16 protein-coding genes are annotated in these 13,727 nt (G+C 36.5%); 11 read left to right on the top strand and 5 right to left on the bottom strand.

The window, feature by feature from the left end:
- Positions 1-243: 243 nt before the first annotated feature.
- From QWY99_RS00240 to QWY99_RS00260, 5 genes are all read right to left on the bottom strand, one after another.
- Positions 244-1,278: a putative phage head morphogenesis protein gene (locus QWY99_RS00240; RefSeq protein WP_290259649.1), complete on the bottom strand. Its 1,035-nt coding sequence runs from the start codon at positions 1,276-1,278 to the stop codon at positions 244-246.
- A gap of 116 nt (positions 1,279-1,394) precedes the next feature.
- Positions 1,395-2,702 (bottom strand): phage portal protein family protein, encoded by a 1,308-nt coding sequence (locus tag QWY99_RS00245; RefSeq protein WP_290259650.1) that lies wholly within the window; start codon positions 2,700-2,702, stop codon positions 1,395-1,397.
- Positions 2,703-2,705: 3 nt separating this feature from the next.
- Complete coding sequence (locus QWY99_RS00250) at positions 2,706-3,176, bottom strand: hypothetical protein (RefSeq protein ID WP_290259653.1); 471 nt, start codon at positions 3,174-3,176, stop codon at positions 2,706-2,708.
- Positions 3,176-4,723: a hypothetical protein gene (locus tag QWY99_RS00255; protein WP_290259655.1), complete on the bottom strand. Its 1,548-nt coding sequence runs from the start codon at positions 4,721-4,723 to the stop codon at positions 3,176-3,178. Before QWY99_RS00255 ends, QWY99_RS00250 begins: the two co-directional genes overlap by 1 nt.
- Positions 4,716-5,159: a terminase gpP N-terminus-related DNA-binding protein gene (locus QWY99_RS00260; RefSeq protein ID WP_290259657.1), complete on the bottom strand. Its 444-nt coding sequence runs from the start codon at positions 5,157-5,159 to the stop codon at positions 4,716-4,718. Before QWY99_RS00260 ends, QWY99_RS00255 begins: the two co-directional genes overlap by 8 nt.
- Positions 5,160-5,303: 144 nt before the next feature.
- Here QWY99_RS00260 and QWY99_RS00265 point away from each other — a divergent pair, with 144 nt between their 5' ends.
- The 11 genes from QWY99_RS00265 (at position 5,304) to QWY99_RS00315 (ending at position 13,727) form a co-directional block, all read left to right on the top strand.
- Positions 5,304-6,296 carry a hypothetical protein gene (locus tag QWY99_RS00265; protein ID WP_290259659.1) on the top strand — a complete coding sequence of 331 codons (993 nt, stop codon included), beginning with the start codon at positions 5,304-5,306 and terminating at the stop codon, positions 6,294-6,296.
- Between the two features lie 12 nt (positions 6,297-6,308).
- Entirely contained in the window at positions 6,309-7,265 is a 957-nt protein-coding gene (locus tag QWY99_RS00270) for a hypothetical protein (RefSeq protein WP_290259661.1), read from the top strand.
- Positions 7,266-7,336: 71 nt separating this feature from the next.
- Entirely contained in the window at positions 7,337-7,621 is a 285-nt protein-coding gene (locus tag QWY99_RS00275; protein ID WP_290259663.1) for a hypothetical protein, read from the top strand.
- The gene (locus QWY99_RS00280; protein WP_290259664.1) at positions 7,621-8,076 is read left to right on the top strand and encodes a CHAP domain-containing protein; all 456 of its coding nucleotides are present in this window, start codon (positions 7,621-7,623) and stop codon (positions 8,074-8,076) included. Before QWY99_RS00275 ends, QWY99_RS00280 begins: the two co-directional genes overlap by 1 nt.
- A complete protein-coding gene (locus QWY99_RS00285; RefSeq protein WP_290259667.1) occupies positions 8,073-8,597 on the top strand; it encodes a hypothetical protein in 525 nt (174 codons plus the stop codon). The genes QWY99_RS00280 and QWY99_RS00285 overlap by 4 nt, the downstream gene beginning before the upstream one ends.
- A 16-nt stretch (positions 8,598-8,613) precedes the next feature.
- Positions 8,614-9,183: a hypothetical protein gene (locus QWY99_RS00290; protein ID WP_290259669.1), complete on the top strand. Its 570-nt coding sequence runs from the start codon at positions 8,614-8,616 to the stop codon at positions 9,181-9,183.
- A complete protein-coding gene (locus QWY99_RS00295; RefSeq protein WP_290259671.1) occupies positions 9,183-10,343 on the top strand; it encodes a DUF2586 family protein in 1,161 nt (386 codons plus the stop codon). Before QWY99_RS00290 ends, QWY99_RS00295 begins: the two co-directional genes overlap by 1 nt.
- 2 nt (positions 10,344-10,345) lie before the next feature.
- Complete coding sequence (locus QWY99_RS00300; RefSeq protein ID WP_290259673.1) at positions 10,346-10,780, top strand: hypothetical protein; 435 nt, start codon at positions 10,346-10,348, stop codon at positions 10,778-10,780.
- 16 nt (positions 10,781-10,796) lie between these two features.
- Entirely contained in the window at positions 10,797-11,201 is a 405-nt protein-coding gene (locus QWY99_RS00305) for a hypothetical protein (protein WP_290259676.1), read from the top strand.
- A gap of 169 nt (positions 11,202-11,370) precedes the next feature.
- Entirely contained in the window at positions 11,371-13,080 is a 1,710-nt protein-coding gene (locus QWY99_RS00310) for a tape measure protein (RefSeq protein ID WP_290259678.1), read from the top strand.
- A 2-nt stretch (positions 13,081-13,082) separates the two neighbouring features.
- A complete protein-coding gene (locus QWY99_RS00315) occupies positions 13,083-13,727 on the top strand; it encodes a DUF6046 domain-containing protein (protein ID WP_290259680.1) in 645 nt (214 codons plus the stop codon).

Genomic DNA, 13,727 nt, shown 5'->3' on the forward strand with positions numbered 1-13,727 from the left:
TTTACCGCTTGCTTTTCATCAATATTTAGCATTTTTAAAAGCGTACCTCTAAATTCAGTAATCCAACTTTTTTTAGCCGTAACCGTTTTCCAGAATTTCTTTTTGGTGGATTGCTTTACCTCCAAACTTTTTCATAAAGTCTGGGTAAGTATGCCTTGCACAAAACTGATTTATAGTTTCCATATTTTTAGTACCAACTGCGCTCAATGACTTAGTGCTGATTTGGTTTTTGCGTGCAAAATTTCATGCCCATAAACTTTCAAAAGAATATTCCTGGTTAAAGGTCATTTTCTTACCGCTTTTAATGGCCGCTAAACCGTTTCTAAATTCTTCAAGCGGATTAAACTTAATACTGCTAAACTCATGCTTACTTAATGTAATTATTGAACCGCTAGCCCAGTCACCAGTTGACGTATTGTGATACATAGAATGTTGCATCATGTATGAAGTAGACTTTAAAAACTTCACTTCATCTAACCCGCGTCTGAAATCTTCCGGTGAAAATTCAGCATATTTAGTTAATATCGTTTTGATTTCTTTATCAGTTGGTAAATTACCCTTTATATAATCATGCAGGTTTATTGAACTTTCTTTTTTCGGTTCTTCAGGTGCTTTTATTTTATCCTGATCCTTTACTTTAAAGTATGGGTGCCTATCATTAAATATCACATTACTCAATGCAGCATTGTTATCGAAAATGGTGTCTTTTATCAAAGGATTGACCATTACATTAGCCCAATCACTATCAAATTCTTTACTTAGATTTCTTGCGATACCTGGTATAATTGTACATCGACAACCCCACGCCAATGGAGTGTATAAACGAAGCCAAATTTTATCTGTTTTGAGAGCTGTAAACTTGTCAAAAATCCTATGTTCTGGACGTACAGCACTATCACCAACAGTTGAAAACTGCAAGTATTCCGCATCCATCGTATGCCACTTACGAGCCATTATAGAGCTTTGAGTGACGTATTTCACTTCTGCTGATAGATAATTTTTATTGAATACTTCGCCAGTATCAGCAACTATTTTTTTTATAGATTCAAAGCTTCGCTGTTGCCCTTTAAGATTGAAAACGGCATCTTTAAATAAGTGAAATTGAGTTAACGTTTTAGCGTAACTGAATTGTTCCACATTTAGTGTGAATGCATCTTTTAAAACTTTACGGCTTTCATTATCGTCAAATGAAGGTCCTAATCCACTATTGACAGCCTTTATTAATTGCGTTGCTGTTCTGTTGTAAACAGCATCAGTATTTAGGTCTTCACCATTCATTAACTGCCTTGCAATTTTTGCGTAGATGTCATCCCAATTGTCGGCTGCTAAATCATCCAGTTCAAGATCAATACAACAGGTACAATCTAAACTATATAAATTATTTAATTGCCCGACTAATGTCGGGCTTGGTCGAAAAAATCCGCTAAACCTTTAAAAAGTAAATCCATTAGGTTTTGCTTTCTGGTTTCGGTTAGTTGCGATTTTGGGGGTTGTTGACGCGATGGTTTTTTAGAATTATTATCGTTTGGTTCCGGTGCCGGTTCCTGGTTTGCCAGTTCCATTTTTGCTTTTAACTCATCGTAGTTATCAGGCTTTGGAATTTTATATGTTTCATACCAATAATCATCACCTACAGGAACTTTTGAACTCACAACCACATCAATTTCCATTCGCATTTTTAACTTGGTCAAATCAAGATCAAGTTCAAACTCAAATTGACCATCGACGTTATAGCCATATGATTTTAAAATCTGTTTAAACTTTTTGCTGTTTAATAGATTTTCAACAAAAATCAAATCTGAAATAGTCAATTCGTCCTGTTGTTCTCCGTGCTCTTTTGATTGTGCATAACCGCTCGACTTACTGGATGAAGTTGTTTCTGTATTTCCCAAAATGGCGATTGCCATTTCTTCGTTACATGCATCTTTTAAACCAAGTTGAAGCTTACCGTCACCATTTGAGGTTTTGCCGTCAAGCATTTCAAATTCGGCTTGTTTTGGTATCATCATCGCAAGCGATGAACCGCTATCGGTTAGTAGAGTTTTAAGCTCTTGTTTGGTTTTTGTATCATACGCATCATACTTCATGATTCGAACAGGTTGCCCGAAAATCTCAACGTATTGTGCATAATCTCCAAAGGTTCCACGTTTATATATTCCATAAATAGAACACGCTAAAAGCAATCCTAAATCTTTTGGTTTACCTACAACCCAAACAAAAGGCATGTCTTCGTAAGCATAACCGTCTTGTTCTGAAAGTCCGTATTGCGATTTGGTAATTAATCCTTTCTCGGGTTTAATGTGCTTTCTTTCAACTTCTTTAAAGGTCAGTTCTTCACCTATAATAAACTCAACACCTGAAATTCCCCAAATTTTAGATTCCATTATTAAAGTAGTCAATTCACGTCCTTTTTCACTCTTAATTAAGGCAGTTAAGTCATCATCCTGTTTGCCGTCTTTTTTAATGAATTTTAATTTTTTATTAAGTACAGCATCTATCCTTTTTTGAATAATACCACGCAAAAAACCATCCATTGAAAGGATGTCGTGATACAAGTCATATAGCATGACACGATTAGGATAATAAACACTTTCAGCAGTAACGACGCTTTCTTTTAGTTTTCCGATGTCTTTACTGCTACGGTCAGGAGACACGAGTGTTAAGTCGTGAATGATATAAGCCTCTTTTTCTTTATTTTCCATGGTTTAAAATCTTTGGATGCGTTTTTGGTTAGAACCCCAGAAAACACCATCATTCAATGTACTTTCGTCTTCTGGTGTTTCTGGATCATCTTGTTTATAAGGCCAGTTTGGATTTATATTTCCCTCTTTAATATCAAACAGCCATCCGGGTACTTCCTTGTTACCAATCATCAACTCCCAATCTTCGCGAAATAACTCTAAATTGACATTTGGATTTGATTTTCGTACCAACCAATAAGAGGCAATTACTTTAATTGTCTTCTTTAAATTTTCATCTACAACTGTTGGAGCTAATGCCGGTTCTACGTAATCATCGCCAAAAAGTGCTTTTAAATCATATTTAAACAGGTATGATTTACAAAAATCCTCAGCTGCTTTGATTTGAGTAATTGTTTCGTTCGGATTGCTTCGGGTTATTGCTGCAATAACTTCCGGGTATAATTCGGTGTTTAATTCTGATGGTTGTACTAACATTACATTCTATGTTTATTGGCTTGACGTTTGAAACTTTCGATTGCTCCGGTAGCCGTTGTGATTTGTACTTCTTTTATAGTCCAGACAGCACCTTCGACACAATCGGGTCCATCCATTAGCTTTGCTTTTCGGCTGAAACTGGTAAACTGTGCAACAAGTCGCTCCATATGTGGATTGGTTTTCTCCACTACATTAAAAATCAGATGTCCTAAACGGTTTAGTGGTTCAAGCCCTCCCTCAATTCTTGCGTATTTTTCAGGCTTCTTGCGGTCATCCGGGCGGATTGGTAAAAAGGAATTTCTTTCTTCGTTTATTCTGTATATATGAGGTAAAATAACCTGCTCGTAAAATGGATTTTGAAGTGAATTGTTTTCTATCCATATATAAACTGGGTCAACTCCGCCACGCTTACAAATGTCATGCGCTTCAAATAGGTATTCACAAAACTTAGCGTTACTCATTTGATCAACCCAAACTTTTTGGATGTAATAGTTAAGTCCCTTGTTGGCTACAATAGTAATTGCCTTGCTACTTGCATTGGTTTTATCTGAATTACTAGGTGCCGGATCGGCATAAATTACAACATTATCACAATGGCGTAGTTGTGGACACTTTTCGAAAATAATATCTTTAAAAGTATCACCACCATCCATTGGGTTATTGAAGTACTCTTTTTGGTAACTTTCGTAACTTATCAAAGAAAGAACCCTGTCGATATTTGCTTCTGTATTTTTTTGAGGCCAAGTACTTTTTCCTTCTTTATCACGAATATTAATGACTTCGTGAATATCAGCTTTTTTACCCATTTCGGTAATACAACAATACTTTGCAATAATGTTTCCACAAGCAATAATTCTTAATCCACTAGAAATTGAACGGGTTGGAATTAAAGCTTGTTCAATCCATTTAACACGTTCCTTTACCCTTTCTGGATTACGGCATATTTCGTCGGTATCAATATCGTCAATCAAAATTAGATTAGGTCTCTTTGCTTTATTACGAGTTCCACGAGGCGATTGACCTGCTCCAATACCACGAAAAGCCAAACCTTTTCGAGTTGTAAATTCGGTAGATTCCCAACCTCCTATCTTTTTTTGAACACCATAATCATTAATGATACGATTATTACTTTCTAAACTTCCTTTATATGGTAATAGTAATCTTTCAGCATTATCTAATGAATCAGATACTAAAAGGATAGTATCTACTTTTATGTCAACCGGAATATCAGCTATACCCAGGTACAAAGTTTCCATCATGGTTCGACCTGACTTTGAAAGTTCTCTCGACCACGAACGAACTTCATACCATTCGGGATTAGCTATAACTCTTTTTGTAGCCCTTATATGAAATGGCGCGGGCTCACTTGTATAATACATTGGGAAATAGTATTTAAACCATTCCTCAGGATGTTTTTCAAGATGTTGTTTTCTCTTGATTTTTGCCGAATGAGTTTCGCTTAAATCTATAGGAGTAGCATTGTCCATGTTTTCACAGAACTCACGCCATAACTCTAAATATTCCTTGTCGGTAACTCTTTTAGCCATTTTTTAATTTTGAGTTGATAAACTCATCGATGTAATTCTTGAATTTTTTTGCATCACCTAAATCAACAGATTGAATGAACGTTAATAATTTTCTTGAAACCTCCACATATTCACCTAAACCTATTTCGGTTTCCAGGCGTTGGATGTTTGCGGTTATTTTACTCATTATGTCCGCTTCCTTAGATTCCGGAATCGGAACATCACGTTTTGCAATCAATTCGTTTAATGCCTCCAATTGATTATACCAATGCACAAGTTGCGCCTCCTTAGTTGTCAATAGGCTTTTTCGAAGCTTCGCCCAATTGTCTAATTCTGCCCACTTTCCTATTGTCTTTTCGGTTACGCCTGTACGTTCAGCAATCTCTTTAAAAGTGATTCGCTCATTTACATATAATATTCGAGCATACTCCCGCTCTTGTGCTTTGGAAATTCCCATTTTACTCTTGATTACATGGCAAAATTGACCCAAAACAACCCCATTTTAAAATATGTGTGCAATCCTTACGTCTTTATTTTCAATGCTTTGCAAACATTCGCAAGTTTGTACTCACTTTAAAACACATATAAACATGAAAGCTTAATGAGTACACCAAAACAGAAAAAAATCGATAAAGAATTTTGCATCACTGACGACTCAGTGAATGTATATGGCTATCGATGTTTAACGTCTGGTTTATTGGTAGATGAAGTCAAGAAAAACCCTATCGGTTTTAAAATGCACAACCGCGACAACGGTGTTGTGGTGCGTTGGGAAGACTTTAGAATCGATAATGATAAGGTTTATGCAAAACCGATTATCAATTTGGCTCATCCACAAGGTGAGACGATTGTTTCAGAGATCGAAAACGGTTTCTTGAATGCGGCCAGCGTTGGAAAAATAGTTGTGTTGGATTATACCGACTTAAAATCATTGATGTTGCCAGATCAAACAGGACCTACTATTACAAAGTGGTTTCCTCGTGAAATATCGCTTGTTGATATTCCGGGCAATTACAATGCACTTGCCGATCTTTTTGATATTGATGACAACGAATTAAACCTTTCAGATTTAAAAAAAACTAAACCCAATAACATGAAAAAAATCATTTTAACCGCGGGCTTTTTGACCGCATTGAATTTAAGTGACAATTCAAGTGATGAAGATGCAAACGGTGCATTTCAGGACTTAATTGACAAAGCCAATAAAATACCTGGACTGCAAAAAGATTTAGCAGATAAAACCAAAGCTTTAACTGAAAAGGAAAAAGAATTGTCTGATTTGAAAGATTCACATGTAGCCAAAGAAGTTCAAGACTTACTTTCAAAAGGTGAAGCTGACAAGAAATTAACTAAGGAAGTTTCTGCAAAATTAGGAGAAAGCTTTAAAGCTGATCCAAAAGGTTTAAAAGACTTAATCGATGCGATGCCAGCGCAAACATTGATTACAGATCAGTTGGGAGATAATAAAGACGCTTCCGTATTTGCTGGAAAAAAATGGGATGATTTATACCAATCTGACCAATTAGAAACCGTACGTATTCAGCTTCCTGATTTGTACGATAAATTAAAAAAAGAAAAATATCCTAATTCATAATCCAATTTAATTATGGCAAATCCAAAAATACCCCAAGAGTTTTGGGCATCTTATATCGTAGAGAAACTACGTAAAACAAATCCACACATTGCACTTTGTTTTGATGAAAGCAAATTTATTGTTGGTGGTTCTGTTGTCTATATTCCACAAGCGGGAGCTAAACCAAATGTTGTAAAAAATAGAGGTTTTGGGGCGGCTACAGCGGTTCAAAGAGGTGATACTGCAATTGCTTATGTACTTGACGTATTTACAACAGATCCAACAGCACTGTTGACTTCTGAAACACTTGAAATCAGCTACGAAAAACAAGATAGCCTTTTAGCAGATCATACCGACACCTTAGCAGAAAGTATTGGTGACGAATTGACGTATAACTGGATTAAAGGTATCAAACCTGCCGTTGGCGGTGGCACAACTGTTGAATTTTTACCCGTTGCAAGACATATCGGTACTGCCGGTACTGCAACAGCTGTAAATCCAGTAGATGGCCAGACTGGTACTAGAAAAGGATTCACATTCGCAGAGTTTGATCTTATGCAGGCAACTTTTAATAAAGACAATGTGCCAAAACAAGATCGTTACGCAATGCTTGAAAGTTTTATGTTAAAACAGTTTCAAAATTCATTAACCACAAACGAAATGGCGGCCTTTCAAGCTACTGCTGATTTGGCTAATGGTGTTGTTGGAAAATATGCGGGTTTTACAATTCTTGAAAGAAGTTCAGTATTAGCATTATCATCTGCGGGAGTGTTTAGATTACCTGGAGAGGCTTTGGCTGCAACTGATAATCTGGCAAGCATCTTTTGGCAAAAGAACAGTGTAACCAAGTCATTGGGAGATACTAAGCTTTTCCAAGACATGGAGAACCCATTGTACTATGGCGATATTCACTCAGGACTTGTAAAAATGGGCGGTCGTTGTCGTCGTGAAGACTGGAAAGGTGTTGGAGTTGTAGTTCAATCTGCTTAATGAATTAAAATATTATATATATCCAAAAGGTTTCTACGCCTATAGTAGAAACCTTTTTTTAAAACAACTACATGGACCAATTTGTATTCCCAATATTAACTGCTTTTTTTTCTGCATTAATCACCTATATATTTTCAAAGAGAAAAAATCTTGCTGAAGATCGAGCTGCTGAACTAGATAATGCAGTGAATGCTGTAAAATACTATCGTGATTTACTTGACGATATGGCAAGCAGATTAACTGCTGCAACGGAAACCATAAAAACAATGGAAGCGCAACACCGTGAATTAATGGGTATAAATCAGCATCTAGTGGAGGAGTTACAAAAGTTCAAACAACTTAACGGAAAAATATAGTGAGCACATTAGGACAAAAAACATTAGCTGTATCGATTACACAGTTAGGAGTTGAAGAAATTCCAAAAAACAGTAACGCAGGTCCAGCAGTAGAAAAATATTTAAAGTCTGTAGGACTTGGCAAAGGCTATGCTTGGTGTATGGCATTTGTTTATTGGTGCACCAAAGAAGCATCAATACAATTAGGTATCACAAATCCTCTTGCAAAAACTGCAGGAGTTTTGGCAATGCTAAACTTTAAAAAAGAATTAGTAGTTAAGGAACCACAGCCCGGAGACATTTTTATCATGGACTTTGGCAAAGGTCAAGGACATACTGGATTAGTTGAAAAGGTAGAAAAAAACATTATCCACACCATTGAAGGTAATACTAACGATGATGGTAGCCGGGAAGGTTACAAAGTGTGTCGAAGAAAACGAAACAAATCCACAATTAAAGCATATTTAAGAGTATGAAAAACCTAAAATTAAAATTCTGTCTGTCCATTTTTTGTTTTGTTGTTTTGGCTACAACACTAGTGGCTTGTAAAAGCTCTAGTGTTGTACCGCCAACAACAATCGAAACCACTACAACGGTAACTACAAAAGAAGTAGTACGCGATACAACTTTTAAAATCCCACAAGATAATAGCTATTATAAAGCCTATCTGGAATGTGTTAACGGAAAGGTCGTTATGAATAAAGATGTAAAACCAGTGTCTACACCAGGGAAACATTTAGAACCTCCAAAAGTCAATTTACAGGATAATATATTAACCGTTGACTGTAAGGCTGAGGCAATTAAGTTGTTTGCACAATGGAAAGATGTTTACACTAAAGAACATCAACAAATAATCAAAAAAATACCTTATCCGGTTGAACGAGAACTTTCGTGGTGGCAATTAACTCAAATTTATTGTGGTCGATTGTTTTTAACCCTGTTAGCACTTTTTATAATTGTTGTCGTGCTACAAAAAACAAATGTTATTAAATACTAATTAAATACTGTTTAAAATGTCAAACGAAAAAGCGGTCGATTATTTCGACAGACACCCATCAAGCAATGAATGTCATATTACATCTGACAACAGAGTATTTCACACTAAAGGAACTGCTGACAGTCATGCAAACGGGCTAAAAGACAATAAAGTTAATTCTCATTACAGAAGTGATTACGAATTATCGAACATAGAAGTACTTGGTCCTGATATTGAAACTGGCATCGCAACTGAAACGCCTGAAGAAAAAGAAGCTAAATTAAAATTGAGAGTTGATAAATTAGTCTCTTTAGGTTTCCAGCAGATTGAAGACAATTTTGTTAATGCCGAAACTAATAGCAGTATTTCTGCTACTGATGTTTTTGAATCAACAGATGAGCTGTTTGAAATTTCAATCACACCCCCTAAAACCCAACTCAAAAAAGTTTACACTATTGAAGATTTGAAAGTTTTTGATTTCGAATCAGATTATGAGGTCATCAAGGCAATTGTTAAAGGTTTAGCCCTTGAAAGTGCTTCAAATTCTAAAAAAGACCTTTTAGAGGCTATTACAAAAGCAAAAGCTAATTTAGAAAGTCAAGAATAATGGAACTAGGAACCGGAACGCCAAAGGTTACTGTAGCAGTAGCCTCGGGCAACCTCCAACGTCAGTTGCAAATTATGGATGGTGTTGCAGGACTTATGGGAACGGCCCAAACTAAAATAGGTGTAATTGAAACTGTTTTTGGTTATGATGATGCAATAGCAAAGGGTTACACCGTTGCAGCGGAACCATTTTTAAACAAGGCTATTGAGGTGTTCTATCAGGAGTTGGGAGGTAATAAGGCTTTAACTATTCTTGGAGTTGAAGACACAATGACTCTTACGCAAATGGTTACTTCGACTAATGCAAACGGTCTTAAAAAGTTACTTAATTCAGTACAAGGTAAAATCACCATTGTCGGGTTAATTCGCAAGCCAAGCGAGGCTTACGCAATGTCAGAAAATCTCTTTTTGGATAAAGATGTAGAGGACGCATTGTTAGCATCTAAAACATTAGGACAATATCAGCAATCAATCAATAAGCCTGTTAGAATGCTTATTGAGGGTAGAGTTGCCGATTTAGAAGCTGATTTGTTCGAACCTAATACGGTTGGGAATGGTTTTGCGGGTGTTGTACTTGGTAGCAATTTGAAAGATGGTTCTGGCGCCAGTGGTGTTGCTTTGGCTTTGGCCAGATCAGTTAAATACCAATCTCATATAAAAATTGGCAATGGGCAAAATGGTCCTTTGACTATTTCTGATGCATTTATCGGTGACAGAGCTATCGAAGATTATTACCCGGAGGAACTAGATATTTTTGCCAATGCAGGTTACATCATAATGCATCGACGTGACGGATCAGCAGGATATTATTTTGCAAGAGATAATATGGCGACTAATGACGATTTCAGAATCTTAGTGCACGGCAGAATAATTGATAAAGCTCAAAGAATTGCTACAGCAGCCGCAACTCCAATGTTAGAAACTTCTGTTCGTGTGAATGCTGATGGAACCATCAATGGGACCGATGCGAAAGATTTAGAAGAAACAATCTCTCAACAATTGAGATCACAATTAGCGGGTCAGGTAAGTGATATTGATGTTAATGTACCAACTGATGTAGATATAATTAATACTAGCACTGGAGCGATTGAAGTCAAAGTTTTGCCTCTTGGCTATTTGACCTGGATTAAAGTAAAAATAGGTTTAACTGCTAATTTATAGCTATGAATATAAATATAAGTTCATCAGAGTGTGCATTTGCAAATTTTGAGATTAAAATTCTAACGCGAACAATTAAAGGATTACGCGGGTTTAGCTTCAAAAAAGAAGTTGAAAAAGAACATTTATACGGGGCTGGTGATGAAGCTATCGATATTCAATCTGGTAACAAGAAAAATTCAGGAAGTATAAAGGTATTAGGTTTTGAAGCTGATGCCATGAACAAAGCCGCAAGAATTGCAGGATTTGAAGACATTACCGAGGTACCACATGAGCTAATTGTAATCACTTGTACATATCGAAAAAGATTGGTTGACCCAATCTCTACATACATCGCTTCAGGTGTTGCTTTTACGGAATCAGGTGTTGATCTGGAACAAAATGCAAAGTTTAGAGAAATAACATTGCCTTACCTGGCAATGAATGTAAGATTACCATAACATCAAAAACAAACAAATGACAAAAACTGCAGTAAACAAAGGAAATTTAAAAGGCGCTTTCGCTAATCGTAAAGCCAAAGAAGTTGAAAAACTTAAAGAGTTTGATTTAACACCATATATCGAAAAATTTGGGGAGCCAAAGTTAGAGGAATGGAAGCAACTAGCTGGAGGCCGTAAGTTGATCTATTTAAAACACGAAACTGACTTGGCAGTTTTAAGACCTCCGACAGCCGATGACTTAGGCGACTATATGGAAGCGATAGGAAGTGCCGGACTGAGCAAAGCTGTTGCAATGGTGATGGAGCAACTTTGGTTGGATGGTGATATTATCCTAATCGAAGATGAAGAAAAATTCATTTCTGTTTTCTTACAGATAAACAACATCTTGGAAGGGAAGAAAGCCGAGTTTTTTCGCGCTTAGTAATAAAGGCATAAAAGATTGCCAGAATAAAAAAGCAGGACTAGATCACCTGATTGTATTTGGGTGTATGAAATTCGGAGCAAATGCCTTAAAAGATTGGGGTGATGAAACATTTTTCTATCGGACCGGGATTGCACTTGAATTATCAAAAAAAGAAGAAACTTAGGTTATGAATAACACGATTGATTTTGTTTTAAGAATGCGTGACATGGCAAGCTCGAACCTAACCCGATTAGGTTCGACTTCTCAGTCCGTGTTTAACAGGATGAGTCAATCGGCTAATCAAATGACTGGTCGCAACCGTATTTTAGGAATGAGCTTTGCCGAGCTACAGAATAAAATTAGACAAGTTGAAGACACAATTAGCAGAAGTACTATTCCTAGTCAAATTGCAATGGCTCGACGTGAGCTAGCCTCTTTACAAAGGCAATCGGTTAGTCATTCGGGCAATACAAGTTTTTCCTCTGGTAGCAGTTCTAAAGGTTTAGGTGTTGGAGGCGTTGCAATTGGTTCTATGATTGGCAATTTAGCTTCCTCTGGTGTTTCAATGTTGCTAAACGTGGTAACTGCTGGTGTTGGCACAATGATTGAAAAAAGCTTTGAAAAAGAGCGAGCAATTACTGGATTGACTACTTTTTTAGGCAAGCAGGGCGCGCAAGATGCATATAAAAATATTAGAGAGGATGCAAATGCAACGCCTTTTGATACTGCCTCGCTTTTAGAGGTAAATCGTTCTTTGATTTCAGCGGGACTGAATGCTAAGGCAGCCAGAACTGATACTATGAATTTAGCTAACGCCGTTTCGGCTGTTGGTGGCGGAAATGATATTTTATCAAGGATGGCCGCTAATATGCAACAAATTAAGACAGTCGGGAAAGCTACAGCAATGGACATTCGACAATTTGGAATAGCCGGAATTAATATTTATACCATGTTGGCACAATCAACAGGCAAAAGTATTGACCAGGTCAAGGAAATGGAAGTCACTTATGAAGACCTTGCAAAAACTCTGGCGATGGCAAATTCTAAAGGAGGTATTTATGAGGGAGCTATGGCGGCGCAATCGCAAACAAAATCTGGAAAATGGGACACTGTTAAGGATAACTTTACGACTGCAGCATCTGATTTAGGTGATGCGTTTTCACCAGTTATCAATAAGTTTCTCGATATGGGAATTAAGTTCGCTAATGGTATTGGTCCTATGATTGAGCGTGCACAACCTTATATCGATGCATTTGCCAACGGTGTAGGTAAAGCGGTCGACTATGTTACCCAAATTGTTAGCGGTACAGGCAAGTGGAGTGAATGGGTTGCAATAGCTAAAAGCCTTTTTAACGTCATGTACCCAATTATCCAAAACATAGCTCTTAAGCTTTGGGATTTTGTAAGTCGAATAGTAGAGTTTGTGCGTAAAAGTGAAATTCTAAAGGACGTTTTTAGGTTTATTGGATGGTACATGAAAAATATTGGTGATGCTATAGGTGTTGTTTTAGATGGCATTCTTTGGGTTTGGAACAACCTTGTAGAACCTATTTTAAATAAAATAGAAGCTTTTTACAAGTGGATAAAAGGCAATAATACAATTAATGTAAAAGGTACAAAAACCTTAATTACTCCTAAGACACCAAAAGATGAAAGTCCAGACGATTCGCCATTAGGTGCCGGAGGTTCATTAATGGCTTCAAATAACGCATCTGGAAAATCAGCGGGTGAAACCGTTTCCGGTTCGGGTCCAAAAGTGGTAAATATCCAAGTAGGAAAGTTTTTTGAAAACCTGCAATTTACTACCATGAACGCCAACGAATCAGTTGATGAAATGGAAAGAATTGTAATGGAATGTTTAGCGAGAATAGTATATAACGGTTCAAAAATGGTTTAATTATGTTTAGTACAAATACAGTAGTTGATTTAGTAAAATTATATAAAACCTATTTTGCAAACTCACCTTATTTTATTACTGATAAGGATTCTTTACAACCCACAACAGAAGAAACGGGATATTCCATAACAACTGAAAATACACGTCCAAAAGGTAGTATTGATTATTCAAGTAAAAATATTCCTTTCAATAAAATTGGTGCTTACGGACAGGCGATTTGGTTTCCTGTAACTCTTAAAACAACAACAATTGATAATAATGGTAATGCTGTTTTTGTAGAGATTGAAATCGAAGCCTGTACCGTTGGCGTTAATTTAATGAAGGAAATAGTTAGAACCCCTGTAAGTGAGCGTAAAGGAAAAGTAAAAGAGTGTTTTGCTATTGATGATTATAAATTTACAATAAAAGGTTTTTTAATTGGAAAAAACAAAATGGTCCCTGAAGATCAAATAACTACTTTAAAACAAATTTTTGAGAGTACTAGCCCTGTTGAGCTACATGGCGGTTATCCAGAAATATTTTTAGATGATAGTTGTCAAGTTGCTGTAAGTACTTTGGATTTTCCAGAAGTACAAGGAAAAGCAGTCTGGATACGCCCTTTTTCGATGACCCTTGAAACGGATTATATATTGGACTTAATCATATAA

Origin of the sequence: Flavobacterium branchiarum, assembly GCF_030409845.1 — a bacterium.
In the GTDB taxonomy this organism is placed as follows: domain Bacteria; phylum Bacteroidota; class Bacteroidia; order Flavobacteriales; family Flavobacteriaceae; genus Flavobacterium; species Flavobacterium branchiarum.

Bases quoted from the DNA above. Each gene is read 5' to 3' on its own strand.
- QWY99_RS00305 (WP_290259676.1), top strand. From the start codon at position 10,797: ATGACAAAAACTGCAGTAAACAAAGGAAATTTAAAAGGCGCTTTCGCT.
- QWY99_RS00270 (WP_290259661.1), top strand. From the start codon at position 6,309: ATGGCAAATCCAAAAATACCCCAAGAGTTTTGGGCATCTTATATCGTA.
- QWY99_RS00265 (WP_290259659.1), top strand. From the start codon at position 5,304: ATGAGTACACCAAAACAGAAAAAAATCGATAAAGAATTTTGCATCACT.
- QWY99_RS00285 (WP_290259667.1), top strand. From the start codon at position 8,073: ATGAAAAACCTAAAATTAAAATTCTGTCTGTCCATTTTTTGTTTTGTT.
- QWY99_RS00290 (WP_290259669.1), top strand. From the start codon at position 8,614: ATGTCAAACGAAAAAGCGGTCGATTATTTCGACAGACACCCATCAAGC.
- QWY99_RS00260 (WP_290259657.1), bottom strand. From the start codon at position 5,159: ATGGGAATTTCCAAAGCACAAGAGCGGGAGTATGCTCGAATATTATAT.
- QWY99_RS00240 (WP_290259649.1), bottom strand. From the start codon at position 1,278: ATGAATGGTGAAGACCTAAATACTGATGCTGTTTACAACAGAACAGCA.
- QWY99_RS00275 (WP_290259663.1), top strand. From the start codon at position 7,337: ATGGACCAATTTGTATTCCCAATATTAACTGCTTTTTTTTCTGCATTA.
- QWY99_RS00315 (WP_290259680.1), top strand. From the start codon at position 13,083: ATGTTTAGTACAAATACAGTAGTTGATTTAGTAAAATTATATAAAACC.
- QWY99_RS00250 (WP_290259653.1), bottom strand. From the start codon at position 3,176: ATGTTAGTACAACCATCAGAATTAAACACCGAATTATACCCGGAAGTT.
- QWY99_RS00310 (WP_290259678.1), top strand. From the start codon at position 11,371: ATGAATAACACGATTGATTTTGTTTTAAGAATGCGTGACATGGCAAGC.
- QWY99_RS00255 (WP_290259655.1), bottom strand. From the start codon at position 4,723: ATGGCTAAAAGAGTTACCGACAAGGAATATTTAGAGTTATGGCGTGAG.
- QWY99_RS00300 (WP_290259673.1), top strand. From the start codon at position 10,346: ATGAATATAAATATAAGTTCATCAGAGTGTGCATTTGCAAATTTTGAG.
- QWY99_RS00295 (WP_290259671.1), top strand. From the start codon at position 9,183: ATGGAACTAGGAACCGGAACGCCAAAGGTTACTGTAGCAGTAGCCTCG.
- QWY99_RS00245 (WP_290259650.1), bottom strand. From the start codon at position 2,702: ATGGAAAATAAAGAAAAAGAGGCTTATATCATTCACGACTTAACACTC.